Annotated in this window: 24 protein-coding genes; 16 read left to right on the top strand and 8 right to left on the bottom strand. The window is 73.4% G+C overall.

Features of this window, described 5'->3' with window-relative positions:
- Positions 1–270 precede the first annotated feature (270 nt).
- Positions 271–1,548 (top strand): hypothetical protein, encoded by a 1,278-nt coding sequence (locus tag BUS84_RS38975; RefSeq protein WP_074312342.1) that lies wholly within the window; start codon positions 271–273, stop codon positions 1,546–1,548.
- Positions 1,549–1,735: 187 nt separating this feature from the next.
- On the opposite strand, the gene BUS84_RS08655 is transcribed toward BUS84_RS38975, so the two are convergent.
- Together BUS84_RS08655 and BUS84_RS08650 are read right to left on the bottom strand one after the other, a co-directional pair.
- Positions 1,736–2,083 (bottom strand): histone-like nucleoid-structuring protein Lsr2, encoded by a 348-nt coding sequence (locus BUS84_RS08655; protein ID WP_074310340.1) that lies wholly within the window; start codon positions 2,081–2,083, stop codon positions 1,736–1,738.
- 154 nt (positions 2,084–2,237) lie between these two features.
- Positions 2,238–2,846: a response regulator gene (locus BUS84_RS08650; RefSeq protein ID WP_244298439.1), complete on the bottom strand. Its 609-nt coding sequence runs from the start codon at positions 2,844–2,846 to the stop codon at positions 2,238–2,240.
- Between the two features lie 98 nt (positions 2,847–2,944).
- On the opposite strand from BUS84_RS08650, the gene BUS84_RS08645 reads away from it, so the two are divergent.
- The 3 genes from BUS84_RS08645 to lon all read left to right on the top strand — a co-directional run bounded on the left by BUS84_RS08645 (position 2,945) and on the right by lon (position 6,970).
- Positions 2,945–3,676, top strand: a complete 732-nt coding sequence (locus tag BUS84_RS08645) for a sensor histidine kinase (protein WP_143728293.1) — start codon at positions 2,945–2,947, stop codon at positions 3,674–3,676.
- A gap of 84 nt (positions 3,677–3,760) precedes the next feature.
- Positions 3,761–4,498: a manganese catalase gene (locus BUS84_RS08640; RefSeq protein ID WP_074310336.1), complete on the top strand. Its 738-nt coding sequence runs from the start codon at positions 3,761–3,763 to the stop codon at positions 4,496–4,498.
- Positions 4,499–4,639: 141 nt separating this feature from the next.
- The gene (gene lon / locus BUS84_RS08635) at positions 4,640–6,970 is read left to right on the top strand and encodes an endopeptidase La (protein ID WP_074310334.1); all 2,331 of its coding nucleotides are present in this window, start codon (positions 4,640–4,642) and stop codon (positions 6,968–6,970) included.
- A gap of 235 nt (positions 6,971–7,205) precedes the next feature.
- On the opposite strand, the gene BUS84_RS08630 is transcribed toward lon, so the two are convergent.
- Positions 7,206–8,933, bottom strand: coding sequence for a DEAD/DEAH box helicase (locus tag BUS84_RS08630; protein WP_074310332.1), 1,728 nt, complete (start codon positions 8,931–8,933; stop codon positions 7,206–7,208).
- A 103-nt stretch (positions 8,934–9,036) separates the two neighbouring features.
- On the bottom strand, positions 9,037–9,942 hold the full coding sequence (locus tag BUS84_RS08625; RefSeq protein WP_244298438.1) for a hypothetical protein: 906 nt from the start codon (positions 9,940–9,942) through the stop codon (positions 9,037–9,039).
- A 133-nt stretch (positions 9,943–10,075) separates the two neighbouring features.
- On the opposite strand from BUS84_RS08625, the gene BUS84_RS08620 reads away from it, so the two are divergent.
- Both BUS84_RS08620 and BUS84_RS08615 read left to right on the top strand, forming a co-directional pair.
- Positions 10,076–11,230 (top strand): sensor histidine kinase, encoded by a 1,155-nt coding sequence (locus BUS84_RS08620; protein WP_084757293.1) that lies wholly within the window; start codon positions 10,076–10,078, stop codon positions 11,228–11,230.
- On the top strand, positions 11,227–11,832 hold the full coding sequence (locus BUS84_RS08615; protein ID WP_074310330.1) for a response regulator transcription factor: 606 nt from the start codon (positions 11,227–11,229) through the stop codon (positions 11,830–11,832). The genes BUS84_RS08620 and BUS84_RS08615 overlap by 4 nt, the downstream gene beginning before the upstream one ends.
- Before the next feature lie 91 nt (positions 11,833–11,923).
- Here the strand turns inward: BUS84_RS08615 and BUS84_RS08610 are convergent, their stop codons facing one another.
- Positions 11,924–12,856 (bottom strand): SMP-30/gluconolactonase/LRE family protein, encoded by a 933-nt coding sequence (locus BUS84_RS08610; protein WP_074310325.1) that lies wholly within the window; start codon positions 12,854–12,856, stop codon positions 11,924–11,926.
- 110 nt (positions 12,857–12,966) lie between these two features.
- Here BUS84_RS08610 and BUS84_RS08605 point away from each other — a divergent pair, with 110 nt between their 5' ends.
- Both BUS84_RS08605 and BUS84_RS08600 read left to right on the top strand, forming a co-directional pair.
- The gene (locus BUS84_RS08605; RefSeq protein WP_074310323.1) at positions 12,967–13,437 is read left to right on the top strand and encodes an Lrp/AsnC family transcriptional regulator; all 471 of its coding nucleotides are present in this window, start codon (positions 12,967–12,969) and stop codon (positions 13,435–13,437) included.
- Positions 13,438–13,446: 9 nt separating this feature from the next.
- A complete protein-coding gene (locus BUS84_RS08600; protein ID WP_074310321.1) occupies positions 13,447–13,968 on the top strand; it encodes a 2'-5' RNA ligase family protein in 522 nt (173 codons plus the stop codon).
- Positions 13,969–14,027: 59 nt separating this feature from the next.
- Here the strand turns inward: BUS84_RS08600 and BUS84_RS38600 are convergent, their stop codons facing one another.
- The 3 genes from BUS84_RS38600 to BUS84_RS08590 all read right to left on the bottom strand — a co-directional run bounded on the left by BUS84_RS38600 (position 14,028) and on the right by BUS84_RS08590 (position 18,137).
- Positions 14,028–14,720 carry a glycine-rich domain-containing protein gene (locus tag BUS84_RS38600; RefSeq protein ID WP_167627016.1) on the bottom strand — a complete coding sequence of 231 codons (693 nt, stop codon included), beginning with the start codon at positions 14,718–14,720 and terminating at the stop codon, positions 14,028–14,030.
- 177 nt (positions 14,721–14,897) lie between these two features.
- A complete protein-coding gene (locus BUS84_RS08595) occupies positions 14,898–17,123 on the bottom strand; it encodes a glycoside hydrolase family 43 protein (protein ID WP_074310319.1) in 2,226 nt (741 codons plus the stop codon).
- A 189-nt stretch (positions 17,124–17,312) separates the two neighbouring features.
- A complete protein-coding gene (locus tag BUS84_RS08590) occupies positions 17,313–18,137 on the bottom strand; it encodes a helix-turn-helix domain-containing protein (RefSeq protein ID WP_074312334.1) in 825 nt (274 codons plus the stop codon).
- A 231-nt stretch (positions 18,138–18,368) separates the two neighbouring features.
- On the opposite strand from BUS84_RS08590, the gene BUS84_RS08585 reads away from it, so the two are divergent.
- The 8 genes from BUS84_RS08585 to BUS84_RS08550 all read left to right on the top strand — a co-directional run bounded on the left by BUS84_RS08585 (position 18,369) and on the right by BUS84_RS08550 (position 25,740).
- The gene (locus BUS84_RS08585) at positions 18,369–19,106 is read left to right on the top strand and encodes an SDR family oxidoreductase (RefSeq protein WP_074310317.1); all 738 of its coding nucleotides are present in this window, start codon (positions 18,369–18,371) and stop codon (positions 19,104–19,106) included.
- Positions 19,107–19,134: 28 nt separating this feature from the next.
- Entirely contained in the window at positions 19,135–19,437 is a 303-nt protein-coding gene (locus BUS84_RS08580) for a hypothetical protein (RefSeq protein WP_074310315.1), read from the top strand.
- A gap of 156 nt (positions 19,438–19,593) precedes the next feature.
- On the top strand, positions 19,594–20,337 hold the full coding sequence (locus BUS84_RS08575; RefSeq protein ID WP_074310313.1) for an ArsR/SmtB family transcription factor: 744 nt from the start codon (positions 19,594–19,596) through the stop codon (positions 20,335–20,337).
- Between the two features lie 266 nt (positions 20,338–20,603).
- Complete coding sequence (locus BUS84_RS08570) at positions 20,604–21,617, top strand: cytochrome P450 (RefSeq protein WP_074310311.1); 1,014 nt, start codon at positions 20,604–20,606, stop codon at positions 21,615–21,617.
- Positions 21,614–22,411, top strand: coding sequence for an isocitrate lyase/PEP mutase family protein (locus BUS84_RS08565; protein WP_074310309.1), 798 nt, complete (start codon positions 21,614–21,616; stop codon positions 22,409–22,411). The genes BUS84_RS08570 and BUS84_RS08565 overlap by 4 nt, the downstream gene beginning before the upstream one ends.
- 174 nt (positions 22,412–22,585) lie before the next feature.
- Positions 22,586–23,554 (top strand): DUF5715 family protein, encoded by a 969-nt coding sequence (locus BUS84_RS08560; RefSeq protein ID WP_074310307.1) that lies wholly within the window; start codon positions 22,586–22,588, stop codon positions 23,552–23,554.
- A 4-nt stretch (positions 23,555–23,558) separates the two neighbouring features.
- Entirely contained in the window at positions 23,559–25,160 is a 1,602-nt protein-coding gene (locus BUS84_RS08555; RefSeq protein WP_074310305.1) for an asparagine synthetase B family protein, read from the top strand.
- 106 nt (positions 25,161–25,266) lie between these two features.
- The gene (locus BUS84_RS08550) at positions 25,267–25,740 is read left to right on the top strand and encodes a DUF1203 domain-containing protein (RefSeq protein ID WP_074310303.1); all 474 of its coding nucleotides are present in this window, start codon (positions 25,267–25,269) and stop codon (positions 25,738–25,740) included.
- The last annotated feature ends 10 nt before the right edge of the window (positions 25,741–25,750 follow it).

Genomic DNA, 25,750 nt, shown 5'->3' with positions numbered 1-25,750 from the left:
CGACCCTTCCGGCGCGGCCCGCGCCAGATCGCGGCAATTTCCTGTGCGTCGGTTGAACCTTCCCGCTCGCCGTCCCGTACTCCTGCGCGAATGAAGAGGATCTCCCCATCCGCGTCGACGGGACGCGGGAGACGGTGCGGAAAGGGCATCGTCGGCCATCGACACGTCACCGGGTAGGTCGCGGTGGTCGCCGCCGTGGCGTGCCATCTCACATCCGTCGGTCCGCCGAGGGCAGGAATCCACTACCGGATCGAGAAGGAGAGCAATTCGATGCGCAGGTCCACACGGGCGCGCCGGTCATCCGGCAACGCGCGGAGCAAGCGTCTGCTGGCCGTTGTCGGCACGCTCGTGGTCTTCGGTGGAGTAGTCGCCGTGACCCAGATTTCGTCGGCCCAGGACCGGCGGCCGAACAATCCACGGCCGGCCTCTGGACAGTGTGTGCAGCCGAGCCCGGGCGCTACCGCGCCGAATGGCGACGGCTCGACCACCCGGACGTGGCAGAACGGTCGGTGGGTGCGTAACCACTGGGGTGACGGGCAGCAGTCGGTCCCCGAGTGCGAGGACGGCAAGGACGGCACGGTCGGCAGCGGCTCGGCCATCGCCTGCCCGGACGTGACGGCCAAGCTGCCGCAGGTGCCGGCCCGGGCCCGGGCCGAGGTGGACCGCAACCTCGCCCAGTTGCAGACCCAGATCGCCGAGGCCGACCGCCGGCTGGCCGCCGAGGGCAGCAAGGGCGAAGCCGTCATCCGCACCTCTCTCCTGCAACCGCTGGCGGCCAAGCGGCGCGCGGTGCTGGACCGCATCACGACCGCCATCGACCGGGCCGGGCCGCGCCCGCAGGGTCTCGCGCAGCTCGCCGAATGCCAGGTGCAGCCGACGGGTAACAGCGGCGGCGGCAACACGGGTGGTGGTAACACCGGCGGTGGCAACACCGGTGGTGGCAACACCGGCGGTGGTAACACTGGCGGTGGTGACACCGGTGGCGGCAATGCTCCCGGTGCCGGGCTCGGCGTGCTGGCCAACAACTGCGACGAGAGCCAGCTCCAGCCGCACGACGGCTTCCAGAACGGCAACCGCTGCGTGAGCACCGAGTTCGGTGAGGTCGGCGCGGCCGCCAACAACCCCTCGCTGCTGATCACCGAGTTCCCTGAGCAGGTCGGCCAGAACCAGGCCTTCACCCTGCGGGTCAGCACCCGCAACCTGATCCGGGACCGCTTCCTGGCTGCCGGTCAGGGCGGGTACTACGTGGAGAGCTCGCTGCTCAACGACCAGGGCCTGGTCCGCGGGCACTTCCACACCGCCTGCCGGATGCTGGACAGCCTGACCGCCCCGCCCGAGCCGCAGGAGGTGCCCGCCTTCTTCGTCGCCACCGAGGACGGGCGCGGTGGTGCCCAGCCGGACGAGGTGACCATCCAGATCCCGGGTCTGCCCGAGTCGGGCACCGCGCAGTGCGCGGTGTGGGCCGGTGACGGCTCGCACCGTCTGCCGATGATGGAACGGGCCAACCAGACCCCGGCGTTCGACGCGGTGCGTATCGAGGTCAGCTAGGTCGGAACAGATCGAGCCGACCAGCGGCGGTCGGTCACCGGGGCGGACAGCCCGGGTGACCGGCCGCCGCGTATCTCCCCGGCGCGCAGCGGTGCCGCCGGGGAATGAGCCTTCGACGGAAGACGGCCGGTGAAAGTCCGACGGGGTCACGCCGTTTCCGGCGAGACCCCGTCCGCGTGTCGTGCGATCAGCGGTTCTTGTACGCCTCGACGACCTCGACCGGGATCCGGCCCCGCTCGGAAATCTTGTAGCCGTTCTTGACGGCCCATTCCCGGATGGCCCGGTTCTGCTCCCGATCCATTCCGGCGCCGCTGGGTCGCCCCGGCCGCCGAACTGTCCGGGTGTTCTCCACCGGGCCTCGGCCGATCCGCCGACCCGCATTGATGTACGGATCCAGCGCCTTGCGCAGGACGCCGGCATTCTCGTCCGAGACATCGATCGTGTAGGCCACGCCGTCAAGACTGAACTCGACGGTCCGGTCGGCCTTCCCACCGTCGAGGTCGTCGGTCAGCACCGTGATTACTTTTCTCGCCATTGCCAATTACTCCCTGTGTGTGGCGGGATGTGTCCAAAGTCTGACCTATCACCCCGGGAAACCGCAACAATATGCGTCCCATTTCATTTCGGCGCGTCGCGATTTCCCTGCCGCAAAACCGGGAACGGACGCTGAGTCGGGGAAGGGCCCGGCCTCATTCGCCGAGCAGGCCGGCGTGCCCGGCGACGGCGGCGGCCTCCGCCCGGTTGGTCACCCGCAGCTTGCGCAGCAGCGCGGCGGTCATCCGTTTCACCGTCCGCTCCGAGACGTGCAGTTCCTCGGCGATGTCGACGGTGTTACGGCCGGCGGCGATCGCGCGCAGCAGCCGGCGCTCCTCGCCGTCCAGGTCGACCGGCGCGGCACGCGAGGGCCGCAGCACGGCGCGCAGCAGTTCGGCCGGCAGCACCGCCCAGCCGTCGAGGACGGCCAGCAGCGGGGGCAGCAGCTCCTCGGGTTCGCTGGTCTTCGGCAGGAACCCCTCGGCGCCCGCCCGCAGCGCCTCCAAGGCCGGTGCCGGGTCGGCTGAGCCGGACATCGCGACCACCCGCACCCGTGGGGTGGTCCGCCGGATCGCGGCCACCGCCCGGGTGCCACCCGGTGGCGGCATGTGCAGGTCGACCAGCGCCAGGTCGGGGTGGCAGCGGCTGACCAGGGCGGCCGCCGCGGCGGCGTCGCCGGTCGAGCCGACCACCTCGGCGCGGCCGTCGGTGGTCAGCGGGAGCAGCAGCTCCAGGCCGCGGACGAAGAGGGGGTGGTCGTCCACGACCGCGAGTCTGATGGCGGGGGCGTCCGGCATGTCTGGGCCGTTCCCCAGCGGGTACCGATCATGCGGGTACGCACCGAACGAGGGGAGTCGGGTGGATGCGCGCACGCCACGGTTTGCAGGGCCTGTTGCGAGGGTTGCGCCGGACCGATGTCGGGCCTGGTGAGCGGGGGTCCTCGCAGGTTGACTCCGAGCTGTTGCTGCGCGTGCTGTGCCACGAGTTCCGTACTCCGGTCACCACCCTGACCTCGCTGACCCGGGCACTGGCCGACGAGCGGCGGGAGCTGACCGGCGCGGACCGGCGGGCGATCACCGAGCTGGCCCGCGACCAGGCCGTACACCTGCAGGGTCTGCTGCGCGGCGCGGCCGCCGGCACCGGCGCGCTGGCTCTGAGCGCGCAGCCGGAGCCGGCAGTGCCGCTGGCCGGGATCCTGCGCCAGGCCGCCGCGCTGGTGCCGGCGGACCGGCGGCGGGCTCGGGCCACCCGGCGGGCCTGCGCCTGCCCGGTGCCCGCCGGGCGGACCCGGCAGGTGCTGGTGAATCTCGTGGAGAACGCGCTGCGGCACGGGCCGGCGGAGGGTCAGGTCGGGCTCTACGCCGCGCTGCGCCGCCCCGGACTGAGCATCCTGGTCACCGACGAGGGGCGGGTGGACGACGCGCTGCTGGCCGCGATGCGCCGCCCGGCGCCGGTGGCCGGGGTGTCCGGCCTCGGTCTCTGGATCGTGCGACAGCTGGTGGCGGCGGACGGGGGAGTGCTACGGGTGCACCGGTTGCGGCCGCGCGGTGTGGCGCTGGAGGTGCTCCTGCCCGTGGTTCGGCCGGTGCGCTGACCCCGCCGGGACACGGGTTGGCCCGGCCGGGTCACCGGGCGGGGAATGGTCCTCCTGCCAGCTCGCCGGCACCGAGGAGGACCGATGTTCGGTCATGTCAAGGACCTGCAGTTCGAGGCGAAGCCGGACGGCCCGGACGCGGCGTTCGCCCGCCGGTTGCAGGAGATCCTGGGCGGCAAGTGGGGCGAGATGACCGTCGCCAACCAGTACCTCTACCAGGGCTGGAACTGCCGGCTGCCCGGCAAGTACAAGGACCTGCTGCTCGACGTCGGCACCGAGGAGATGGGCCACGTCGAGATGATCGCCACCATGATCACCCGCCTGCTGGAGAACGCCCCCCTGTCCCTGCAGGAAGCCGCCGACGACAACCCCATGGTCGCCGCGATCTACGGCGGGTCCAACCCCGCGCACTTCATCCACGGCGGCGGCGGCGCCCTGCCCACCGACAGCAACGGCGTGCCCTGGAACGCCGCGTTCATCACCGCCAGCGGCAACCTGATGGCCGACTTCCAACTCAACGTCACCGCCGAGGCACAAGGCCGCCTGCAGGTCGCCCGCCTGTTCAACATGACCGACGACCCCGGCGTCAAGCAGATGCTGCGCTTCCTGCTGGCCCGCGACACCATGCACCAGAACATGTGGATGGCCGCCATCGAACAACTCAAGCAGGACGGCCTGGAAGAAATGCCGGTCCCCGACGCCTTCACCGACTCCACCGAGTTCACCCAGGCCCCCGAACCGGTGCTCGCACCCGGCGACCCCCGCCTGTACGGCACCACCCCGGACCTGGCCGACGACCTGCTCGACGACGACGCCACCTGATGCCGGCGCGCCCGCGCGTGAGCTGCTGTTTCCGGTCCGCCGTCCGGAACCCGGCAGTGGTCTGGGTCACAGTGCGGAACAAGGGGAACGCTTTGTTACTTGAGTGAGACACGCTCAAGTCAACGCGATAGCAGGTGTTCGATGGCAACTCTTCCGGTACTTCCCCTGACCGACAGCGTGCTGCTGCCTGGCATGGTCATCCCGGTGACCCTCGACCCGACCACCCAGGCCGCGGTCGACGCGGCCCGCGCGACCGGTGACCGCAAGCTGCTCGCCGTGCCCCGCATCGACGGCGAGTACGGCCCGGTGGGCACCGTCGCCACCATCGAGAAGGTCGGCCGACTGCCCGACGGCGAGCCGGCCGCGGTCGTCCGTGGCCTCTCCCGGGCCCGGATCGGCTCCGGCGTGCCCGGCCCCGGTGCCGCGCTCTGGGTCGAGGCGACCGAACTGACCGAACCCGCGCCCGCCGGTCGGGCGCGTGAGCTCGCCCGCGAGTACCGCGCCCTGATGACCTCGGTCCTCCAGCAGCGTGGCGCCTGGCAGGTCATCGACGCGATCGAGCGGATGACCGACCTGTCCGAGCTGGCCGACTCGGCCGGCTACGTCTCCTGGCTGAGCCTGGAGCAGAAGACCGAGCTGCTCGCCGCGCCAGACGTCACCGCCCGGCTGGAGCTGCTGGTCGGCTGGGTGAAGGAACACCTGGCCGAGCAGGAGGTCACCGAGCAGATCAACACCGACGTCCGGGAGGGGCTGGAGAAGTCCCAGCGGGAGTTCCTGCTCCGCCAGCAGCTCGCCGCGATCCGCAAGGAGCTGGGTGAGGACGAGCCGGACGGCTCGGCCGACTACCGGTCCCGGGTCGAGGGCGCCGACCTGCCGGAGAAGGTCCGCGAGGCGGCCCTGCGCGAGGTCGGCAAGCTGGAGCGGGCCAGTGACGCCTCCCCGGAGGCCGGCTGGATCCGCACCTGGCTGGACACCGTGCTCGAGATGCCGTGGGGGACGCGTACCCAGGACAACACCGACCTGGCCGCGGCGCGGGCGGTGCTCGACGCCGACCACGCCGGCCTGGCCGACGTCAAGGACCGCATCCTGGAGTACCTCGCGGTGCGCAACCGCCGCGCCGAGCGCAACCTCGGCGTGGTCGGCGGTCGCGGGTCCGGCGCGGTGCTGGCCCTCGCCGGTCCGCCCGGGGTCGGCAAGACCAGCCTCGGCGAGTCGGTCGCCCGGGCGCTCGGGCGCAACTTCGTGCGGGTGTCGCTCGGCGGCGTCCGCGACGAGGCCGAGATCCGCGGTCACCGGCGCACCTACGTCGGGGCGCTGCCCGGCCGGATCGTCCGCGCGCTGCGCGAGGCCGGTTCGATGAACCCGGTCGTGCTCCTCGACGAGGTGGACAAGCTGGCCGCCGGCTACGCCGGCGACCCGGCCGCCGCCCTGCTGGAGGTGCTCGACCCGGCGCAGAACCACACCTTCCGGGACCACTACCTGGAGGTCGACCTGGACCTGTCCGACGTGCTCTTCCTGGCCACCGCCAACGTGGTGGAGACCATCCCCGGCCCGCTGCTGGACCGGATGGAGCTGGTCACCCTGGACGGGTACACCGAGGACGAGAAGGTCGCCATCGCCCGGGACCACCTGCTGCCCCGGCAGCGGGAGCGGGCCGGGCTGACCGCCGAGGAGGTCAGCGTCGCCGACGAGGCGCTGGCGCTGATCGCGGGGGAGTACACCCGGGAGGCCGGCGTCCGGCAGCTCGAGCGTGCCCTGGCCAAGATCCTGCGCAAGGTGGCGGTGGCGCTGGCGACCGACCCGGCGCCGGTACGCGTCGACACCGGCAACCTCGCCAGCTACCTGGGCCGGCCGAAGTTCACCCCGGAGTCGGCCGAACGCACGGCGGTGCCGGGCGTGGCCACCGGCCTCGCCGTCACGGGCGCCGGCGGGGACGTGCTCTTCATCGAGGCGACCAGCATGGAGGGCGAGCCGGGCCTGACCCTGACCGGTCAGCTCGGTGACGTGATGAAGGAGTCGGCGCACATCGCGCTCTCCTACCTGCGCTCGAACGGGCGCCGGCTCGGCATCGACCCGAACGCCCTGGCGGGGCGGCGGATCCACCTGCACGTTCCGGCGGGTGCGGTGCCCAAGGACGGCCCCAGCGCCGGCATCACCATGGTGACCGCGTTGGCGTCGCTGGTCACCGGCCGCCCGGTCCGCCCGGAGTTCGGGATGACCGGTGAGGTGACGCTCTCCGGTCGGGTGCTGCCGATCGGCGGGGTGAAGCAGAAGCTGCTCGCCGCACACCGGGCCGGCCTCACCGAGGTGATCATCCCGGCGCGCAACGAGCCGGACCTGGACGACCTGCCGGCCGAGGTGCGCGAGGCGCTGACCGTGCACACCCTGGCCGACGTGGCCGACGTGCTCGCCCTGGCGCTGCGTCCGGCCGAGGTCGACGCGCTCGACGGCCCGGCGCTCGCCGCGGCCTGACCCACCACGACAGGCCCCCGCCGTCTCTCCCGACGGCGGGGGCCTGTCGCTGTACGAGTCGAGCGGCGAACCGTGCTGTCGTGCTCGAACCCTCAACCACCTCGCCCGCGCGAGGCGGTCCCCCGGAGGGTGTCGCTCGTCCTCGCCGCGGTCGTGGCGTCGGGCCGGTTCGGCCCGTACCCCTCCTGATCCTTCCGCCGGCGACCGTCGTACCCGTCGATCGCCGGCGGTCCGTTCAGCGGTCGCCGCCGCGGTCCCGGCGCACGGTGGCCTTGCGGCCCTTGATGGTGCTGCCGCGCAACCCGGCGATCACCTCGTCGGCCATCCCCGGCGGCACCTCCACCAGCGAGAACCGGTCGGCGATCTCGATCGAGCCGATGTCCCGGCCGCTGATCCCGGTCTCCCCGGTGATCGCGCCGACCAGATCCTGCGGGCGCACCCCCGCGCGCCGGCCCAGGCCGATGAAGACCTGGACGCCGTTGCCACCCGAGCGCGGCCGGCCGCCACCGCGGCGGTCACCGCCCCGACCGCCGGTCTCCGGCCGGCCCTCGCGCGGGCCGCGCACCGGCGCCTGCGGGATCTCCTCCTCGTCGTCCGAACCCGGCGAGGTCACCTCGTGTGCCAGCTTCACCGCGGCGAGGGCCACCTCCATCAGGTCGAACTCGTCCGTCAGCGTCTCCACGATCACCCGGTACGGGTCCAGGTCGTCCTCGAGCAGGCTCTCCCGCAGTGCCGCCTGGGTCAGCTCCAGCCGGCGGGTGCGCATGTCCGCCACCGTCGGGATCTTGTCGATGGTGATCCGCTGGCCGGTCACCCGCTCGATGGTCTTCAGCATCCGGTGCTCGCGCGGCTCGGCCAGGGTGATCGCCACGCCCTCCCGCCCGGCCCGGCCCACCCGGCCGATCCGGTGCACGTACGACTCCGGCGCCGACGGCACGTCGTAGTTGACCACGTGGGTGAGCTGCTCGACGTCCAGCCCGCGGGCCGCCACGTCGGTGGCGACCAGCAGGTCGGCGGTGCCGGCCCGCAGCCGCCCCATCACCCGGTCCCGCTGCTCCTGGCTCATCCCGCCGTGCAGCGCCTCGGAGCGGTAGCCCCGGCCGTTCATCGTCTCGGTCAGCCGGTCCACCTCCTCCCGGCTCCGGCAGAACACGATCGCCGCGGTGGGCGACTCCACGTCCAGCACCCGACCCAGCGCGGCGGGCTTGTGCGCCCGGGTCACGATGTACGCGCTCTGCCGCACCCGGGGCGCCTCGCCGGCCACCTGCTGCTCCCGGCCGATCTCGATCCGCACCGGCTCCCGCAGGTGCTGGCGAGCCATCCCGTCGATCCGGGACGGCATCGTGGCCGAGAAGAGCACGGTCTGGCGCTGCGCCGGGGCGTGCTCCAGGATCGCCTCGATGTCCTCGGCGAAGCCCATGTCGAGCATCTCGTCGGCCTCGTCGAGCACCACCGTGGCCAGCCCGCCCAGCCGCAGCGTGCCCCGGGCGATGTGGTCCAGCGCCCGCCCCGGGGTGGCCACCACCACGTCCACCCCGCTGTCGAGTGCCCGCAACTGCCGCCCGATCGGCTGCCCACCGTAGATCGGCAGCACCCGGGCGCCCAGGTCCTTGCCGTAGCGGTGGAACGCCTCGGACACCTGCACCGCCAGCTCCCGGGTCGGCACCAGCACCAACGCCACCGGGTCCCCGCCGTCGCGGTGCGCCGGCATCCGGTGCAGCAGCGGCAGTGCGAACGCCGCCGTCTTGCCGGTGCCGGTGGCCGCCTGGCCCAGCAGGTCCCGGCCCTCCAGCAGCGGTGGGATCGCCTCCCGCTGGATGGGGGTCGGTTCCTCGTAACCGAGGGCGGTCAGCGCGCCCAGCAGTTCGGCGCGCAGCCCCAGCTCCGTGAAGGCGTTCGCCTCGTCGGTGCCGTCGGGGGCGGTGTCGGTCGGTGCGTCGTGCTGTGCAGGTGCGGAACTCATGCGCCAAGCTTTTCATCACGCCGCCGCACCCGCTGCGGCGACCGGCACAACGCCCCGCGGGAGCCCCGTGCCGCCCGCCGCCCCGTGCCGGCGGGCGGTCGACTCAGCCGGTGGTCAGGATCGCCAGGATCACGGCGATGCCCACAACCGCGTCGAGTACGCCGCACCCCTCGGCGTAGCCGCGCGGCACCACCCGGCCGCTGCGGTGGTGGACCAGGTCCCAGCCAGCGTGCGCCAGCCAACCGAACGCCACCAGCCACGCGGCGGTCCGTCCGCCGGCCGTGACCGCGACCAGGGTCAGGGCGACCCAGCCGGCCAATCCGAGCAGTTGGGTGGTGAGCACGCCCGGTCCGCGTAGCGTGCCGCGGACCAGGCCGATCACCAGGTAGCCGCCGGGCAGCACCAGCATCGTCCAGGGGCTGAGCACCTTCGGGTCGATCACCAGGTCCAGGGCCATGAGCAGCGCCAATCCGGTCGGCCAGCGGCGAGCGAGCGCCACCACGGCCGGATGCCGTCGCACCGGCACCGGCGTCTCGTGCCGGTGCCGCACCGCCACCAGCACCATCGCCGGCACCATCAGCAGGTGACCGCCGAGCAGCAGCGCGTCGCCGTCCAGGAGGCCGGCCCGAAACGGTACGAGCAGCAGCAGGAACGGGACGTACATCGCGGCGGCCATCTCGCCGACCGCGAGCCAGCGATGCGCCCGGTAGCGCATCCAGACCGTCATGCCGATGGTCATGTCGGTGGCCATCACCAGGGCGGCCACCTCCGGCCGGCCCAGCGGGCCGGCGAGCCCCAGCGCGGCGCCCGCCGCGTCCCACAACGGGCCGAGCAGCAGCATCCCGGCGACCATGGCGAGCGCCATCTCGGCGAGGTGCCGCAGCAGCCGCCGCGTGCCGCCGGCCGGCACGGTGGCGGGCGACGTGCCCGGCGGTGCCGGCCGGTCGGCCGGCCGCGGCCCGGTCGGCGGTACGGCGAGTGTGTCGGTGTGCGTCCATGTCTTCCCCATGCCGTCCAGCCTGGCGGCGTCCCCGGCGCGGTGGGCAGCCCCGTCCGTCACCGGAAATCCGTGCGGACCGCACGGTCCGACCGTGACATCCCGCAGGGGTGGGCCGGGCGCGGAGCGGTCCTAGTATCGGTGCGTGTCGAGCGAGGCGGTGACTCCCCGGGCGGACCGCCGGCTGCACCGGGCGCGGCGGGCGACCCTGCTGTCGCTGGCCACCGGCGTCTGGGCGAGCGTCCTGCTGCCTACCGTCGGCCTGACCCGGGACACTGACCCCGGCCGCGTCGCGCTCGGCGCGGTCGGCATCCTCGCCTTCGCGGCCACCCAGACCGCCGTGCTGTACGCGGCCGTCACGCCGTGGCTCGACCAGCGCTGGCGGCGCCGCGCCCAGCTGAGCCTGGCCGGGGTGGCGGTGCTGACCATCCCGCTGGTGGGGCCGGTGGCGGCCGGTGTCTGGCCGACCTGGGCCTGGTTGGGCGCCTCGCTGATCGGCATGGCGCCGTTGCTGGTCCGCCTGCCGGCGGCACTGGCGGTGATCGCCGGCACGCTCCTGGTGTCGGCGGGCGTGGCGTGGTGGACCGGCGGATCCGTCGTGCGGTACCTGATCGTGGCCGGCGGAATCGGGGTGACCATCGCGGCGGTCAACTGGTTCCAGGTCTGGTTCTGGGACCTGCTCGTGGAGGCCCGGCAGGGCCAGGCCGCCCAGGCCCGGCTGGCCGCCGCCGAGGAGCGCCTGCGCTTCGCCCGCGATGTGCACGACGTGCTGGGGCACAGCCTCACCGTGATCGCGTTGAAGGCCGAACTGGCCGCCCGGCTCGCCCCGGTGGACCCGGAGCGGGCCGGTCGGGAGGCCACCGAGGTGCAGCGGCTCGCCGCGTCCGCACTCGCCGAGGTCCGGGAGACCGTGCACGGCTACCGCGCGGTCGACCTCGGCGAACAGTTGGCGGCCGTGGCGGGCGTGCTGCGCTCGTGCGGGGTGCGCTGCAAGGTGCTTCCGCCACCGGCGGACCTGCCGCAGTCCGCCGCCACCGAGTTGGCCGTGGTGCTGCGCGAGGCGGGGACGAACATCCTGCGGCACAGCCGGGCCGACTGGTGCCGGATCCACATCCATCGGGAGGACGACGTGGCCAGGATGACGGTGACCAACGACGGCGCCGACGACGGGGGCGCGGACGAGCACAGCCACGGCCTGCGCGGGCTGGCCGACCGGCTCGCCGCCGTCGGGGGCGAGCTTCGGGTGCGCCGCGAGGACGCGGTGTTCACCCTGGAGGCCACCGTGCCGGTGGCCTCGTGATCCGCGTCCTGCTCGCCGATGACGAGGAGCTGGTGCGCGTCGCCGTCGCCGCGCTGCTCGGGCTCGAGCCGGACATCGAGGTGGTGGCCCAGGCCGCCGAGGGGCGGGCCGCGGTCGACGCCGCGTTGGCGCATCGTCCCGACGTGGCCGTGGTGGACCTGGAGATGCCCGGCCTGGACGGCATCGACGTGGCCGCCGAGCTGACCCGGGCACTGCCCGCCTGTGCGGTGGTGGTGTTGACCGGGCACGGCCGGCCGGGGCACCTGCGGCAGGCGTTGACCGCCGGGGCGCGGGGATTCCTGCCCAAGGGCTCGCCGGGCGGCGCGCTCGCCGACGTGATCCGCCGGGTGCACGGCGGCGGGCGCTACGTCGACCCGTCGCTCGCCGCGGACGCGTTGACCCTGCCCGCCTGCCCGCTGACCCCCCGCGAGCTGGAGACGCTGCGGCTGGCCGAGTTCGGCGCCCCGGTGGCGGTGATCGCCCGCCGGGTGCACCTGTCCACCGGCACCGTGCGCAACCACCTCTCCGCCGCCGTGCAGAAGCTCGGCGCGGCCGACCGGGCCGAAGCGGTGCGCACCGCCCGCGACAACGGCTGGCTCTGACCGGGCCGAGGGCCGACCTCCTGGGTGATCATGAAGTTAGCGTCACGACACGCCGGTACCGACGTCGCGAACTTCATGATCGACGCGTCGCTCATCTCCCCTCGCCGCCAGTGGGCGCGGGGTAGCGGGCGCCGTTGAAGGTGACTCGAAGCGCGTACACGGACCTGCCGGCGGTAATGAACAGGTGGTTGCGTTTCGGGCCGCCGAAGGTGAGGTTGGCGACCGGTTCCGGCAGCAGGAGCTTGCCGATGAGGCTGCCGTCGGGGTCGAAGCAGTGCACACCGTCCCAGGCTGCGGCCCACACACGCCCGGCGTCGTCGACGCGGATGCCGTCGAAGCGGCCGAGATCGCATTCGGCGAAGACCTTCCCGCCGGTCAGGGTGCCGTCGTCGGTGACGTCGAAGACGCGGATGTGGCTGGGATCCTGCCGGGTGTCGACGATGTAGAGCTGCTGCTCGTCGCCGGAGAAGGCCAGGCCGTTGGGGCGGCAGAAATCGTCGGCGACGACACGCAGGTCGCCGGTGGCCGGGTCGAGGCGGAACACGTAGCAGGCGCCGTCGAACTCGTTGTCGCCCCTGTTGCCCTCGTAGTCGGAGTGGATGCCGTAGCTCGGGTCGGTGAACCAGATCGTGCCGTCGGCGCGTACCACCACGTCGTTGGGGCTGTTGAGCCGTCGGCCCTCGTAGCGGTCGGCGAGCACGGTGATCGTGCCGTCGTGCTCGGTGCGGGTGACTCGCCGGTTGCCCTGCTCGCACGTGACGAGCCGCCCCTGGCGGTCCACGGTGTTGCCGTTGGCGTAGCCCGAGGCGTGGCGGAAGACGCCGACCGCGCCGGTGGTCTCGTCCCAGCGCAGGAGCCGGTCGTTGGGGATGTCGCTGCACACCAGGTACCGGCCGGCTGGAAAGTACGCCGGGCCCTCGGTCTTGCGTGCTCCCGTGTGCAGCCGTTCGAGGACGAAGTCGCCGTCCAGGTAACGGAACCGCTCGTCGAGCAGGTGGAACTGTGCGGGAATCGTCTCGACCATGGCCGCGCCTCCGGCATCTCGTAGACCACATTCGGCCAAATCGTACGCACACCGAACGTGGTAAGGTCAACCGGCTCATTTGCTAGATCACATCCTCGGGAGCGGCGAGCTTGGTAGATGACATCGACCGAGCGTTGTTGGCGTGCCTGCAGGAGGACGCCACCCAGTCCTACGCGACGCTGGGGAAGGCGGTGGGCCTGTCCGCCGGCTCGGCACACGATCGGGTGCGCAAGCTGCGCGACCGCGGCGTGATCCGCCGCACCACCGTCGACGTCGACCCCGCTGCCGTGGACCGGGGGGTGTCGGCCTTCGTGATGGTCGACGGCAACACGTGGATGGGCGACACCCGCGAAGCGCTCGCGGCAATCCCCGGCATCCAGGAAGCGCACATCATCGCCGGCGCGGCCTCGCTGCTGGTGAAGATCCGCACGGCGACCACCGAAGACCTGCAGGCGGTGCTCCGCGCCATCTTCGAGATCGGCGGAGTGACCGGCACCCAGACCATCGTCGTGCTGGAGACATTCTTCGAACGCCCGGTGAGCGTCCTCGACCAGCGCACCGAGCCGCAACCCGCCGAGTAGCGTGGGTCGGTGCGTACGGTGGAACTGGTCTGTTCGCCCGGATTGGACGGCGCGGTCCGGGCCGCCTGGAACCGGCTGGCCGCAGCAGGGTTGCCCAGCCTGGCCCGCAACACCCACCCGACCAACCGGCCGCACCTAACCCTCGCGGCGGTGGACGAGTTCCCACCCGGTACCGAGCATCGCCTGGCCGACCTGTTCGACGCCGCGCTGCCGGTGCCGGTCACACTCGACCGCATCGTCGTTCTCGACGGCAGTGCGCCGTTGGTCTGGCTCGTGCGACCCACGCCGGCGCTGACGGCGCTGCACGCCGCCGTCTGGGACGTGCTCGCCGACGCCGCCGGACATCGTCCGTGGCACGCGCCGGGTGTGTGGGTGCCGCACCTGAGCGTGGCACTGCGGTTCCGCAACGCGGACCTGCGGCTGGCCCGGGCGGTCGCCGGCGGCCAGCGGCCGACGGGCGCGTTCGTCGCGGCCCGTAGCTACGACGGCGCGGACCGGTCGGTGACGCCGCTGACCCGCCAGCACGTCTGATCGCTCGTGACCGTCCGATCCGGCAGGGGCATCGGGCGGTCATCAACGCAGGTGGGGCCTCAGTTGCTGCCCCCACCACCATCGCCGCCCCCGCCATCGCCGCCGCCATACAACTCGCCGTCGCCGCCACCACCGCCGCCCGCACCGCCGGCGTAGCCGTGGCGGCCGTCGTTGAAGGGCAGATCGCCGCGGATGCCGGGTGGCTTGGGCCGTTTGCCCGGCCCTCCGAGGTGTTGCAGGCAGACCCGGTTGGAGACCGGGAAGCACTCGCCACGCCCTCCGCAGTCGGCCAGGTAGCGGTTGCCATCTAGGATGCGGAGCTCCTGGTCCACGCGGAACAGCAGGGGAAGACCGGTTGGGCCGCAATCCTCGTCCCGGCGGCCACAGCTCAGAGTGGCCAGCAGCAGAGGGTTGCGATTGACGGTGCCGGCGCTCGTCGCAGACCTCGGCTGGTGGTGCAGAAGGCGCCCGAACGCAACGTCGCAGAAGGTGGCGTAGTCCCGCTCGTGCAGGGTCAGCTCCTGCCACAGATCGTCCACGATCACCGACGGCATCGAAAGCTTCGCGTCGGAGTGGCGGACGACGAGCCTGAACCATTGGCGGGTCGCGGCTTCGACCAGACGGATGTCGTCGCCGCTGAGATGGGGATGCTGATTCAGGAGACGCTGACGTCCGCTTGCAGGAAACTGCAGGTCGTCAACGGCGCGGAGTCGGGGAGGGGTGCGGTCGCTTCTGAGCCTCGTCCAGATCATGCGGCTACTTCTATCCGCCCGCGGTGCGAGCGCTTGGGCCCCGACTCGCCACAATGGCGTCGCGGCCCCTTCAGAGTACGTCCGCAGGCAAGCAGGCACTCGGCGCCGACATCGCGCCGGCCCCGGGGGCCTCCGTCCACGCGACGGAGGCCCCCGGGTATCTGTTCGTCGACCGCCTCAGCGGTAGAAGCGCAGGTAGTCGAACTCGGCGGTGACCGGTGGCTCGGCGCCGCCGTGCGCGACCAGGCCGATCCTCGGGGTGCTGTCGGCCGGGAAGGTCCACACCGCACCCCACGTCCAGCTCCGCCCGTCCCGGCTGGAGCCGGCCCGGAACTCGTGCTCTCCGGTGACCGGGTCGACGTGATGCGCCAGCCGCAGCCAGGTGGTGGTGGCCGGGGTGCCGACGATGCTGCCGCCGTACACCGGCTGGCCGGCGAAGGGCAGCTCGTAGCCGAACTCGACCTGCCGGGTGTTCCAGATCGCCACCTGGGCCAGCCGGGCGAACCGATCGTCGTCCACGTACGCGACCAGCCCGGCCTGCTGGTAGTTGCGGACCGTCTCCTCGCCCAGGTCCAGCGTCACCTTCGTTTCGACGACGTAGTCGCCGCGCGGCGCGTCGCGCAGCAGCACCCCCGCGGTGTTGCCGGTGCCGGTCAGGTCGGCGGCCTGCACCGGCCAGCGCAGCGCGCCGCCGGTGACGGTGGCCGCCGGGTCCTCGCGCACCCACTGCCAGTCGCCGTCCAGCCCGTCGCCGAACTCGTCGGAGTACGTCCGCAACGGCGCGCCGATCCGGGGCTCGGAGACCGCCCGCCGTGCCGGTTGGTACAGCCGGGCCACGCTGACGTTGTCGAACACGGCCGGGCCGCCGGTGGCGGCCAGCCCGGGCCGACCGGCGACCGGGTGGTCCAGCCGCAGCGACACCACGGCGAGCTGGTCACCGAGCCGGGCCGGGCTCAGCTCGGCGACCAGCTGCCGGCCGCGTACCTCGATGGCCAGGTTGTGCCGGTCGGCCAGGTCGAGCCCGGCGGGCAGCGGCGCGGTGGCGCGCCGGTCGCCGTCGCGGGCCACCAGCCGGCCGCCGGCCGCGTCCACCCGGACCTCGACGCGGTCGCCGAGGGTGATCCCGGCGGTGGCCGCGCCGGTCAGCCGCAGGTCGGCCTCCGCCCGGACGTCGCCGCCAACGGTGGTACGGCTGGTCAGCGCGCCGCTGCCGGTGAGCTGGCCGTCGGTGACCTGCCACTCGCCGGCGGTACGTCGCCAGCCGGTCAGCCCGGCGGCGTCGAACCGGTCGTCGACCCGGCCGGTGGTCACCGGCGCGGGCCGGGTGCCCTCGGACGGGCCGGCGCCGGCGTTCACCGTCGGCCACCCGTCGATCCAGTCGAGCCGGTCCAGCAGCATCGGGCGTTCGTTGATGCCGTACGGCTCGTCCAGGTACGGGTCGGCGCGGTCGATGGCGTGGTAGACGATCCAGTCCTGGCCGGACAGGTCCGTGAGGAAGCCGTTGTGCCCGGTGCCGATCCACCGGTTGCCGTTCTGGGTGAGCACCGGTGTGCCGCCGGCCCGGGACGCGGTCAGCGCGACGCCGTCGCGGTCGGTGAACGGGCCGCGCGGGTCACGCGCGCGTCCGACCTGGACGGAGTAGCCGGTGGCCGGGCCGGCGCAGCAGTTCGCGGTGGAGGCGAACAGGTAGTACCAGCCATCGTGGCGCAGCACGTAGCTGCCCTCGAACTTGTTGTCGATCGCCACCAGGGTCGGCGTGCCGACCGCGGTCAGCCCGTCCGGGCTGAGCTCGGTGACCGAGATGCCGCCGTAGTAGCTGCCGTAGTAGAGGTAGCTGCGCCCGTCGACGTCGGTGAACTGGCTGGGGTCGATGGTCCACAGGTAGCCGCCACCACCGCCGGGACGTGGGGCGACGACCGGCTGGTCGGCGAACGTCCACGGCCCGGTCGGGGTGGGGGCGGTTGCCGCGCCGATGGCGTAGTCGCTGCCCTCGGTGGAGGCCGTGGTGTCGGTGACCGTCACGTACATGACCCACCGGTCGCCGAGGCGGCGCACGTCCGGCGCCCAGAACGCCGCCCCGGGCGCCGCGTACGGCGGGCGCTGGTCGGGGCCGAAGGCGTCGCCGACGTACGTCCAGTCGACCAGGTCAGCCGAGCGGGCGGTGGGCACCCGGTGGAACTCGTGCTCGCCCTCGCGCAGCGGGTCGGTGGTGCCGTAGGCGTACCAGAAGCCGTCGTCGCCGCGGACGATGACCGGGTCGGCGAAGGTGTCGCCGACGGCGGTCGAGATCGGGTTGCGGTAGCGGGACGGGTCGTCGGAGCCGACAGCGGGAGCGGGTGCGGTCGCGGCCAGGATCAGACCGAGCGCGGCGGCGAGCGCGCCGCCGCGGCGAAGGTGTCGCATGGGACCTGCCTCGGGGGAGTGGGCGGTGTGTCGACAAGGGTCGGTGTGTGCCCCCGTTTCTACAACGATGGATACAACGTTGTAAAGAGGGGTGGACCTGTCCACAGGGAACGACGGGGCTGCCCCGTGCCGCGACACCCAGCAGGTCGTCGGCGGGGCCACCGCGCGTGGCCCGGCCGTGGGCGGGTTTCAGTCCGGGGCGTACACAGCGGCCAGATAGGCGAGGGCCTCGGCGCTGCGACTGCCCGGCGCCGGGGTGCCGACCAGCAGTTGCTGGCCTGGCGCGTCGCGGACGTCAAAGGTCTGATAGGTCAGCTCGATCCGTCCGGCGTCCGGGTGGTGCACGACCTTGAACATGCGGGTCAGGCCGCCCACCGTCTGGTCTTCCCAGAGCGAGCGGAACGCGGGCGAGGCCTCCCGCAGGTCGGCCACGAGCGCCTGGATCTGCTCATCGTCCGGGAAGATGCCGGCGTTGAGCCGCGGGGCGTGCACGACGTTCTCGGTGAGGGCCGGCCAGTCCGGGAACACGCTGCGCGCCTGCGGATGCTCGAACAGCACCCGGACCATGTTGGCGGTGCCCGCGAACGGGGACAGCAGCGCCGCCGCGACACCGTTCGTGGCCAGCACCTCGAACGCCGGACTGAGCACGTAGGCGGCGGAGGTGGGAAAGGCGTCCAGCAACCGCAGCAGCTCGGGGTGGACCGAGGCGCGGGAGCTGTCCCGGCCCAGGGCGGGGTTGAGCCCGGCGAGGCGGAAGAGGTGGCCGCGCGCGTCCGGGGAGAGGCGCAGGGCCCGCCCGATCGCGTCGAGCACCTGCGGCGACGGGTTGCGTTCGCGGCCCTGCTCCAGGCGAGCGTAGTAGTCGACGCTCACACCGGCCAGCACCGCGATCTCCTCGCGGCGCAACCCCGCCACCCGGCGGTCGCCGCCACCGCGCAGCCCGACATCCCGAGGGTCGACGCGGGCGCGCTGGGCTCGGAGGTACTCGCCGAGCCGGTCGTGGGTAGCGGGCATGTCCACCAGCCTAAAACTCCTGGTCAGTGGCCTGCCAGGGTGCGGTGCTCCCTGCCAGTCGCGCTGCCGTGCCCTCCGCGTGGCGTGGCGCTGACCGACCGGTGCCGGCTCCCCGCCGGGCCGGACCTGCCGTACCTGGGTGCGCTGATCCCAGGAAACGGCGCCCTTCCCGGGCACCCGGGCCAGCAGGATGGTTGGGCGCGCCAGGCAGTAACCGGACCAGGAGCAGCAATGACCAACCCGCGATCGAAGATCGTTCTTATCACCGGCGCGAGCAGCGGCATCGGTGCCGCGACAGCCCGTCGTCTGGCCGCCGCCGACGGCCATCACGTCGTGCTCGGCGCCCGGCGCGTCGACCGCCTCGCCGCACTCGTCGTCGACCTGCGCCTCGCAGGCGGCACGGCCGAGTACCGTCAACTCGACGTGACCAGCCGGGACAGCGTGAATGCCTTCGTCGAGGGCGCGCACGACCGGTACGGCCGCATCGACGTACTGATCAACAACGCCGGCGTCATGGCCCTGTCCACCGTCGACGCGCTGCGGACCGACGAGTGGGAGCAGATGATCGACGTGAACCTGCGCGGCACCCTGCACGGTGTCGCGGCCGCCCTGCCGCTCATGCGGGCCCGCGGCACCGGCCACATCATCAACATCGGCTCCTCCGCGGCCTACCGTGTGGATCCGACGGCCGCGGTCTACTGCGCCACCAAATACGCGGTGCGGGCGCTGACCGAAGGACTGCGCCAGGAGAGCCGGGACGTGCGGGTGACCCTCGTGAGCCCCGGCTACACCCACTCCGAACTCACCGAACACGGCGGCGATCCGCAGATCCAGGCCGCGGCCCGGGCCGCGGCCGAGGAACTCGGCATGCCGGCCGTCGCGGTCGCCGACGCCATCGCCTGCGCGATCGCGCAACCCGACACCGTCGACATCAACGAGATCATCATGCGGTCCACCGCGCAGGGCTGACCGACCGTTCACGGCAAGGGGTACGACCATGAGCGAAGCGCTCGAGATGACGACGTTCCGGCTGGTCGCCGGCCTCACGGGCGCCGACTTCGTCGCCGCCAACGAGGACATCAACACCTACCTGCGGCGCCAGCCCGGTTTCCGCTGGCGCCGCATCACCGAGGCCGACGACGGCCTCATCACCGACATTGTGGCGTGGGACTCCGCCAGCGACGGCCGGCGCAGCGCCGCGGGGATCATGACCGAGATGGCCGATTCCCCGGTGCACGCGACCATCGACCAGGCCACCGTCGACTTCCGGATCGTCCCGGTGGTGCAACACATCACCTGACCGCGCGACTCGCGCCGGTCCCGCCGCCGCAGGCCCTGCGCACCCCGGTTCCGTCGACCATGCGGTGCTGCCACCGGCAGACCCCGGCGCTCGTGACCGCGCCAGCGCCCGGACCCGGCCTGGGGACGCGTCGCCGGCTGGGGCGATGATGGGGCGATGAGCGCTGTCACCGAGGGCCGGGGCATGGCCGAACTGGCCGCCCTGCTGGCCGACGGCACCCGGGCCGGCATCTGCCTCGCACTGCTCGACGGCCGCGCCTGGACAGCGGGGGAACTGGCCCGGCGGGCCGGGGTCGCGCCGTCGACCGCGAGCGACCACCTCACCCGCCTGGTCCGGGGTGGGCTGCTGGTCGAGGAGCGGCAGGGCCGGCACCGCTACCTGCGGCTGGCCGGGCCGTCGGTGGCCCAGCTGATCGAGAGCCTGGCCGGGCACGCGCCGGCCCCACCCGCGCCGACCGGGTCCCTGCGGGTCACCACCGCCGGTGCCGCGTTGGCGTACGCCCGCACCTGTTACGACCACCTCGCCGGGCGGCTGGGCGTGCTGATGTACGACGCGCTGCTGGCCGACGGGCGGCTGGACCGGGCAAGCGGGCTGACGCTGACGCCCGACGGGTGGGCGTGGGCGGCCGGGCTGGGCGTACCGGTGGACGTGCTGCGCAGCGCCCGGCGGCCGGTGGTCCGCGACTGCCTGGACTGGACCGAGCGCCGGCCGCACCTGGCCGGGGCGCTCGGCGCGGCGCTCTGCCGTCGCTTCACCGAGTTGGGCTGGACCGCGCGGGGCACCGGCCGCGCGGTCCGGTTGACTCCGACCGGCCGCCCCGCCCTGGCCGAAACCCTCGACGTCCCCGAGGAAACACTGACCTTCACCCCGTCCCCGCCACCCACCAGCGGCCGAGCCTGACCTCTGGCTCCGGCATCGACGTCGATGGCGGTGACGTCGAGGGCAGCGGCGAACACAACATCCTGGATCGAGCGCGATCTTGGCCGCGGGGCGGGGCGGGATGAGGAGCGGCGGGGCGGGACGCGGCGCGGCGGGATTGTTCGGTGGGGGCCGAACGGTCCGGGTTCTACCGTCGGGCGGTGACTGATCGCTGGCCCGTTGTTCCGCCCGCCGCCGGAGTACCGGCGTGCGGGCCTCCCAGGTTCGAGATCGGCAGCGGTTGGTGGGTGACCCGGCACGCCGACGTCCGGGCGGCGCTGACCGATCCGGCCTTGCAGGTACCGGCCGTGGACACCGGGCCGCCCGGCACCCTCGCGTGGCTGCGCGGCACGGTCAGCCGGTTCAGCCCGCCGGAGCGCCACGGCGAGCGCCGGGCGATCGGGGTGACCGCGCTGTCCGCGCTGGACCCGGACGAGTTGCGGCACGAGGCGGCCCGCCGGACCGCCGCCGCCCTGGACCAGGCCGGTGACCGCCTCGACGTGATGCGCGAACTGGCCAGGCCGGTGCCGCTGCGGGTGCTGGCTGGCCGGCTCGGCCTCACCGACCCGGCCGCCGCCGGGACGGCGGTCGCTGCCGTGGCCGCCGCGTACCACCCGGGGGTCGACCCTTCGCTGGTCCGGCGGGCCGACCGGGCGGTGTCGATGCTGCTGGCGCTCTCGCCGCCGGCCACGCCGGAGGTGCGGGCGAATCTGATCGGCCTGCTGGTCCAGGCGTGCGACGCGACCGCCGGCCTGATCGGCGCCGCCGCCCACCACCTGCTGCCGCTACCCGCCGACCGCGAGGCCGCCGACCCGCCAGCCGGGAAGGGACCGGCGGACCCGCCGGCCCGAGAACAGACGGGGGGCCTGCCCGCCGGGCAGGCGACGGCGGACCTGCTGGCCGAGGTGTTGCGGCTCGACCCGCCGGTCCGGGCCACCCGACGGGTAACCGTCGCCGCGGTACGGCTGGGCGGCCAGGACCTGCCGCCGGGTAGCCCGGTGCTGCTCCGGTTCGACGCCGCAAACCGCGACCCGGAGGCGTTCGCCGAGCCGGCCGCGTTCCGGCCCGGCCGGCTCGGCGCCGGGCTGCTCACCTTCGGCGCGGGGGAGCGCGGCTGCCCCGGCGACCGGCACGCCCTGGCCCTCGCCACCGGGGTGCTCGACGTGCTGCGCGAGCGTTGCCTGCGCACCAATGCCGTGCTGCGCCATGAGCCGCACCCGACCCTGCGGGTGCCGACGACCCTGGAGGTGACCGTCCGATGATCGACCGCCGTGCGGCGTTCCGCGCCCTGCACCACACCGGCCGCCCCCTGTTGCTGCCGAACGCCTGGGACCACGCCTCGGCGGCGGCGCTCGCCGCGCGCGGCCATCCGGCGATCGGCACCACCAGTCTCGGGGTCGCCTCGGCCGCCGGCCGCCCCGATGGCGTGGCGGCCACCGGCGCGGAGACCCTGGCCCTGACGCGCCGGCTCGCCCGGCTGCCGGTGCTGCTCACCGTCGACGTGGAGGCCGGGTTCACCGACGATCCGGGGGCTGTCGCCGGGTACGTGGCGGAGCTGGCCGGGCTCGGCGCGGTCGGGATCAACCTGGAGGACGGGCGCGCGAACGGCACCCTGGCCGATCCGGAGTGCACCGCCGACAAGATCGCGGCGGTGAAGGCCGCGGTGCCGGGCCTGTTCGTCAACGCCCGCACCGACACCTGGTGGCTCGGGGTGGCCGACCCGCTGCCGCAGACCCTGGCCCGCGCCCGGGCCTACCGGGCCGCCGGCGCCGACGGGATCTTCGTGCCCGGCGCCGTCGACCTGGCGACGCTGCGGGTGCTGACCGAACGGATCGACGCGCCGCTGAACGCGCTGTACCAGCCGGGCGGGCCGGGACTGGATGAGCTGAGCCGGGCCGGAGTCGCCCGGGTCAGCACCGGCTCCCTGCTGTTCCGTGCCGCGCTGGCCGCCGCCGTCGCCACCGCCGACGCGGTCCGTGCCGCCGGGTTCACGGCGCCGCGGGGGCTGCCGTCGTACGCCGAGGTGCAGGGCCTGGTGTCGGCGGACGGCGACTGACGTCGCCGCCGGCCCGGGCGGTGGTTCGTCACCCCACGGCGTGCCTGCCGCGCCTCGGCCCCGCCGCTCCCTTCGGGGTAGATAGGAGGATTGTTCGGCCTATTCCGGTCCGGCTGATTACGGTGTGTTCAGGGCAATCTACCCACGGTCGTGACCGGAGAAGGGACCCCCGTCATGCGAGTGCCCAGCCGTAGTCCGGGACAGCAACCCCGTCCGCCCGTGTCGCCGAGCACCCCGGCTCGCCGACGGCCCTCCGGCACCGCCCCCCGTCGCCTTCCCGCCACCGCCCCTGATCTCGCCGCCTACCGCGAGGCCGTCGCCGACCTGCTGGTCGAGGTGGGTGCCCTGGCTGACGCGGCCAGCACCCGGGCCCGTCAGGTACTCATCGACGAGCGGCTGCGCGAACCGGCGCTCGCCGCGGTGCTCGACGCCACCCCTCAGGGGCTGATCGGCGCGCGCGAGACGCTGTTGCTGGAAATGGCGCGCTACCAGCCGAACGAGCGCACCTCGGCGCGTGACCTCACGGCGCTGGTCCGGATCTACCTGCTCTCCCGCATCGACGTGCTGTGGTGGCAGGACGCACCCACCTTCGTCACCGACGACCAGGTCAACGGCAGTGCCGACCTGGTCGACCTGGAGTGGCTGCGTCGCCGCGACCTGCTCTGCTTCCGCTACCAGGAGCAGCCCGCCACCATGCTGGGGCGGGCCGCGCGGGGGCTGCGTCGCCGGCTGCGGCCGGACGCCACCCCGCGCACCGCCGGGCTGCTGTTCCGTCGTGCCCGGCGGGAGGTGGTCGCGTTGCTGAACGACATCGGGCGGGAGTTCGCCGCGGCGGCGCCACCGGCCACCCCACCGCTCTGGGTGACCAGTCTGGTCCGCAGCACCGAGCACCAGTACCGGCTGCGCCGCCTGGGCTACGCCGCGATGCTGCCCAGCGGGCACTGCCTCGGCTACTCCATGGACGTCGAGCTGGCCTGGTACGAGCGCTTCGGCGCTCGGGACGCGCTGGCCGAGCTGCTGCTGGCCCGGCAGGAGGCCGGCGAGCTCAACGTGATCGACGAGGGGCAGGCCTGGCATCTCTGTCTCGCGCCCACCGCCCGGCGTCGGCTGCGCCGCGCGTACGAGACCGAGATGGGGATCTGAGCCGGTGTGCGGCATCGCGTTGAGCATCGGCCCCGAGGCCGATCCGGCGACCTTCCGGCGGATGCTCAGCGTCCTGGCCTCCCGTGGCGAGGTCACCGAGACCCGGTCCGAGAGCGGGTTGCTGGCCGGCACCCGCCGGCTGCGGGTGGTGGACCGGGACCGGGCCGTGCAGCCGTGGACCTCGGCCGACGAGCGCTGGGTGCTCTGCTTCAACGGCGAGATCTTCAACCACCGGGAGTTGCGCGCGCAGCTGACCCGGCTCGGGCAGGTGTTCCGCACCGAGAGCGACACCGAGGTGCTGCTCGCCGCGTTCGAGCAGTGGGGCGAGGCGGCGGTGACCCGGCTGCGCGGCGAGTACGCCTTCGCGGTCGTCGAGCGTGGCACCGGCCGGGCGTACCTGGCCCGCGACCCGCTCGGGGTGAAGCCGCTGTACTGGTCGCGGCGGCCCGGATGCCTGCACCTCGCCTCGGAGGTCAAGGCGCTGGTCGGGCACGGCGCCCCGATCGCCGAGGTGCCGCCCGGGCACCACGGCTGGGCGGACCCGGACGGCCATGTGCGGCTGCGCCCGTACGTGGACCTGCTCACCCTCGGCGACGGTCTGCCGGTCATCGACGACCCGGACGAGGCCGCCCTGCTCGTCCGTGCCGCGCTGACCGACGCGATCCGGATGCGGGTGGAGACCGACCTCACCGTGGGGGTGGTGCTCTCCGGCGGGCTGGACAGCTCGTTGACCCTGCGGCAGGTGCGGGACATGCACCCGGACTGCGTGGCGGTGACGGTCGGCGTGCCGGACAGCCCGGACGTGGAGTACGCGCGGCGGTTCGCCGCCGACCTCGGCGTGCCGCACGAGGTGGTCGAGCTGCGTCCGCGCGACATCCGGCTGACCGACGTGCGTGAGGCGATCCGGATCTCCGAGCTGACCGAGTACGGCGACATCATCAACGCGGTGGTCTCGGTGCCGATCTTCCGGAGGCTGCGCGAGCTGGGCATCAAGGTGGTGCTCACCGGCGACGGCTCCGACGAGCTGTTCGGCGGGTACCCGATGTACCGCCAGGTCGACCCCCTCGCGTCCCGTCGGCTGTTTCTGCACCGGATCCGCAACCTGTGCCGGACCGAGTTGCAGCGGGTCGACCGGGCGGCCATGGGGCACGGTGTCGAGGCCCGGGTGCCGTTCCTCGACCTGAGCGTGGTGGAGCTGGCGATGCGCCTGCCGCTGGGGCTGAAGCTGCGCGACGGGCAGGAGAAGTGGATCGTCCGGAGGGCGTTCGCCGACGTGCTGCCCGACTACATCCGCCGGCGGCCGAAGAACCCGATGTCGTACTCCACCGGGCTGCACGAGCGGGTCCGGCTGTACAAGCCACTCTTCGCCCGGCTGCACCGCTCGTTCGGCTACGACCTGCTGGAGCCGGTCCGCCGCGACTTCGACACCGTGCTGAGCCGGTGCGGCAACGACCTCGACCGGGCCATCGCCGACGGGCTAAGCCGGCCCGACTACACCGTCCTGGAGCACGCCCGCGACCTCGTCGGGGCGGCGAAGTGGAATGCCGCGCCGGTGGTGCGCCGGCTGGTCGGTCCCCGGCCGCCCCGCCGGTCGCCGGTCAGCTGACCGGTCGCCTCGACGCGGGACGCCGCACCGGGACTCACCGGTCCGCGCCGAGCGCCAGGTCCGATCGCCGCCAGCACCCGCGGCGTCGCCGGGCGAGGCTGGACGCATGACGACCAGCACCACCTTCCGCGTCCGCGCCCTGCCCGTCGCGACGCTCGACACCGTTCGACGCACCGGCCGGGACGCGGCTGACCGACCCGTCGAGGCGCTTGCGGCGGGCGGCGGGGAACCGCTGCGTTGCTGCCTGCGCGACGCCGAGGCCGGGGAGTCGCTGCTGCTCTTCGGCTACGCGCCGCCGGTGGCCGCCGGCCCGTACCGGGAAATCGGCCCGGTCTTCGCGCACGCCGCCGTCTGCCCGGGTCCGGAGCCGGCCGGCGGCCACCCGCCGGCCTGGCGGGGTCGACCCCAGGTCCTGCGGGCGTACGACCGGAGGGGCCGGATCCATGGCGGCCGGCTGCACGACGGCACCGACCCGGAGGCGGTGATCGCCGAGCTGTTCGCCGACCCGGCGGTGCACCAGCTGCACAGCCGAAACGTGGTGTACGGCTGCTTCATGTTCGTCGTGGAGAGGGCGACGTAGCGGATCGCGG

The organism is Micromonospora cremea (assembly GCF_900143515.1).
Classification (GTDB): domain Bacteria; phylum Actinomycetota; class Actinomycetes; order Mycobacteriales; family Micromonosporaceae; genus Micromonospora; species Micromonospora cremea.
This window is presented reverse-complemented; position numbering and strand designations above follow the sequence as displayed.

Coding starts and splice junctions, on each gene's coding strand:
- BUS84_RS38975 (WP_074312342.1), top strand. CDS start 271: ATGCGCAGGTCCACACGGGCGCGCCGGTCATCCGGCAACGCGCGGAGC.
- BUS84_RS08655 (WP_074310340.1), bottom strand. CDS start 2,083: ATGGCGAGAAAAGTAATCACGGTGCTGACCGACGACCTCGACGGTGGG.
- BUS84_RS08645 (WP_143728293.1), top strand. CDS start 2,945: ATGCGCGCACGCCACGGTTTGCAGGGCCTGTTGCGAGGGTTGCGCCGG.
- BUS84_RS08640 (WP_074310336.1), top strand. CDS start 3,761: ATGTTCGGTCATGTCAAGGACCTGCAGTTCGAGGCGAAGCCGGACGGC.
- lon (WP_074310334.1), top strand. CDS start 4,640: ATGGCAACTCTTCCGGTACTTCCCCTGACCGACAGCGTGCTGCTGCCT.
- BUS84_RS08630 (WP_074310332.1), bottom strand. CDS start 8,933: ATGAGTTCCGCACCTGCACAGCACGACGCACCGACCGACACCGCCCCC.
- BUS84_RS08625 (WP_244298438.1), bottom strand. CDS start 9,942: ATGGGGAAGACATGGACGCACACCGACACACTCGCCGTACCGCCGACC.
- BUS84_RS08610 (WP_074310325.1), bottom strand. CDS start 12,856: ATGGTCGAGACGATTCCCGCACAGTTCCACCTGCTCGACGAGCGGTTC.
- BUS84_RS38600 (WP_167627016.1), bottom strand. CDS start 14,720: ATGATCTGGACGAGGCTCAGAAGCGACCGCACCCCTCCCCGACTCCGC.
- BUS84_RS08595 (WP_074310319.1), bottom strand. CDS start 17,123: ATGCGACACCTTCGCCGCGGCGGCGCGCTCGCCGCCGCGCTCGGTCTG.
- BUS84_RS08590 (WP_074312334.1), bottom strand. CDS start 18,137: ATGCCCGCTACCCACGACCGGCTCGGCGAGTACCTCCGAGCCCAGCGC.
- BUS84_RS08585 (WP_074310317.1), top strand. CDS start 18,369: ATGACCAACCCGCGATCGAAGATCGTTCTTATCACCGGCGCGAGCAGC.
- BUS84_RS08580 (WP_074310315.1), top strand. CDS start 19,135: ATGAGCGAAGCGCTCGAGATGACGACGTTCCGGCTGGTCGCCGGCCTC.
- BUS84_RS08575 (WP_074310313.1), top strand. CDS start 19,594: ATGAGCGCTGTCACCGAGGGCCGGGGCATGGCCGAACTGGCCGCCCTG.
- BUS84_RS08565 (WP_074310309.1), top strand. CDS start 21,614: ATGATCGACCGCCGTGCGGCGTTCCGCGCCCTGCACCACACCGGCCGC.
- BUS84_RS08560 (WP_074310307.1), top strand. CDS start 22,586: ATGCGAGTGCCCAGCCGTAGTCCGGGACAGCAACCCCGTCCGCCCGTG.
- BUS84_RS08550 (WP_074310303.1), top strand. CDS start 25,267: ATGACGACCAGCACCACCTTCCGCGTCCGCGCCCTGCCCGTCGCGACG.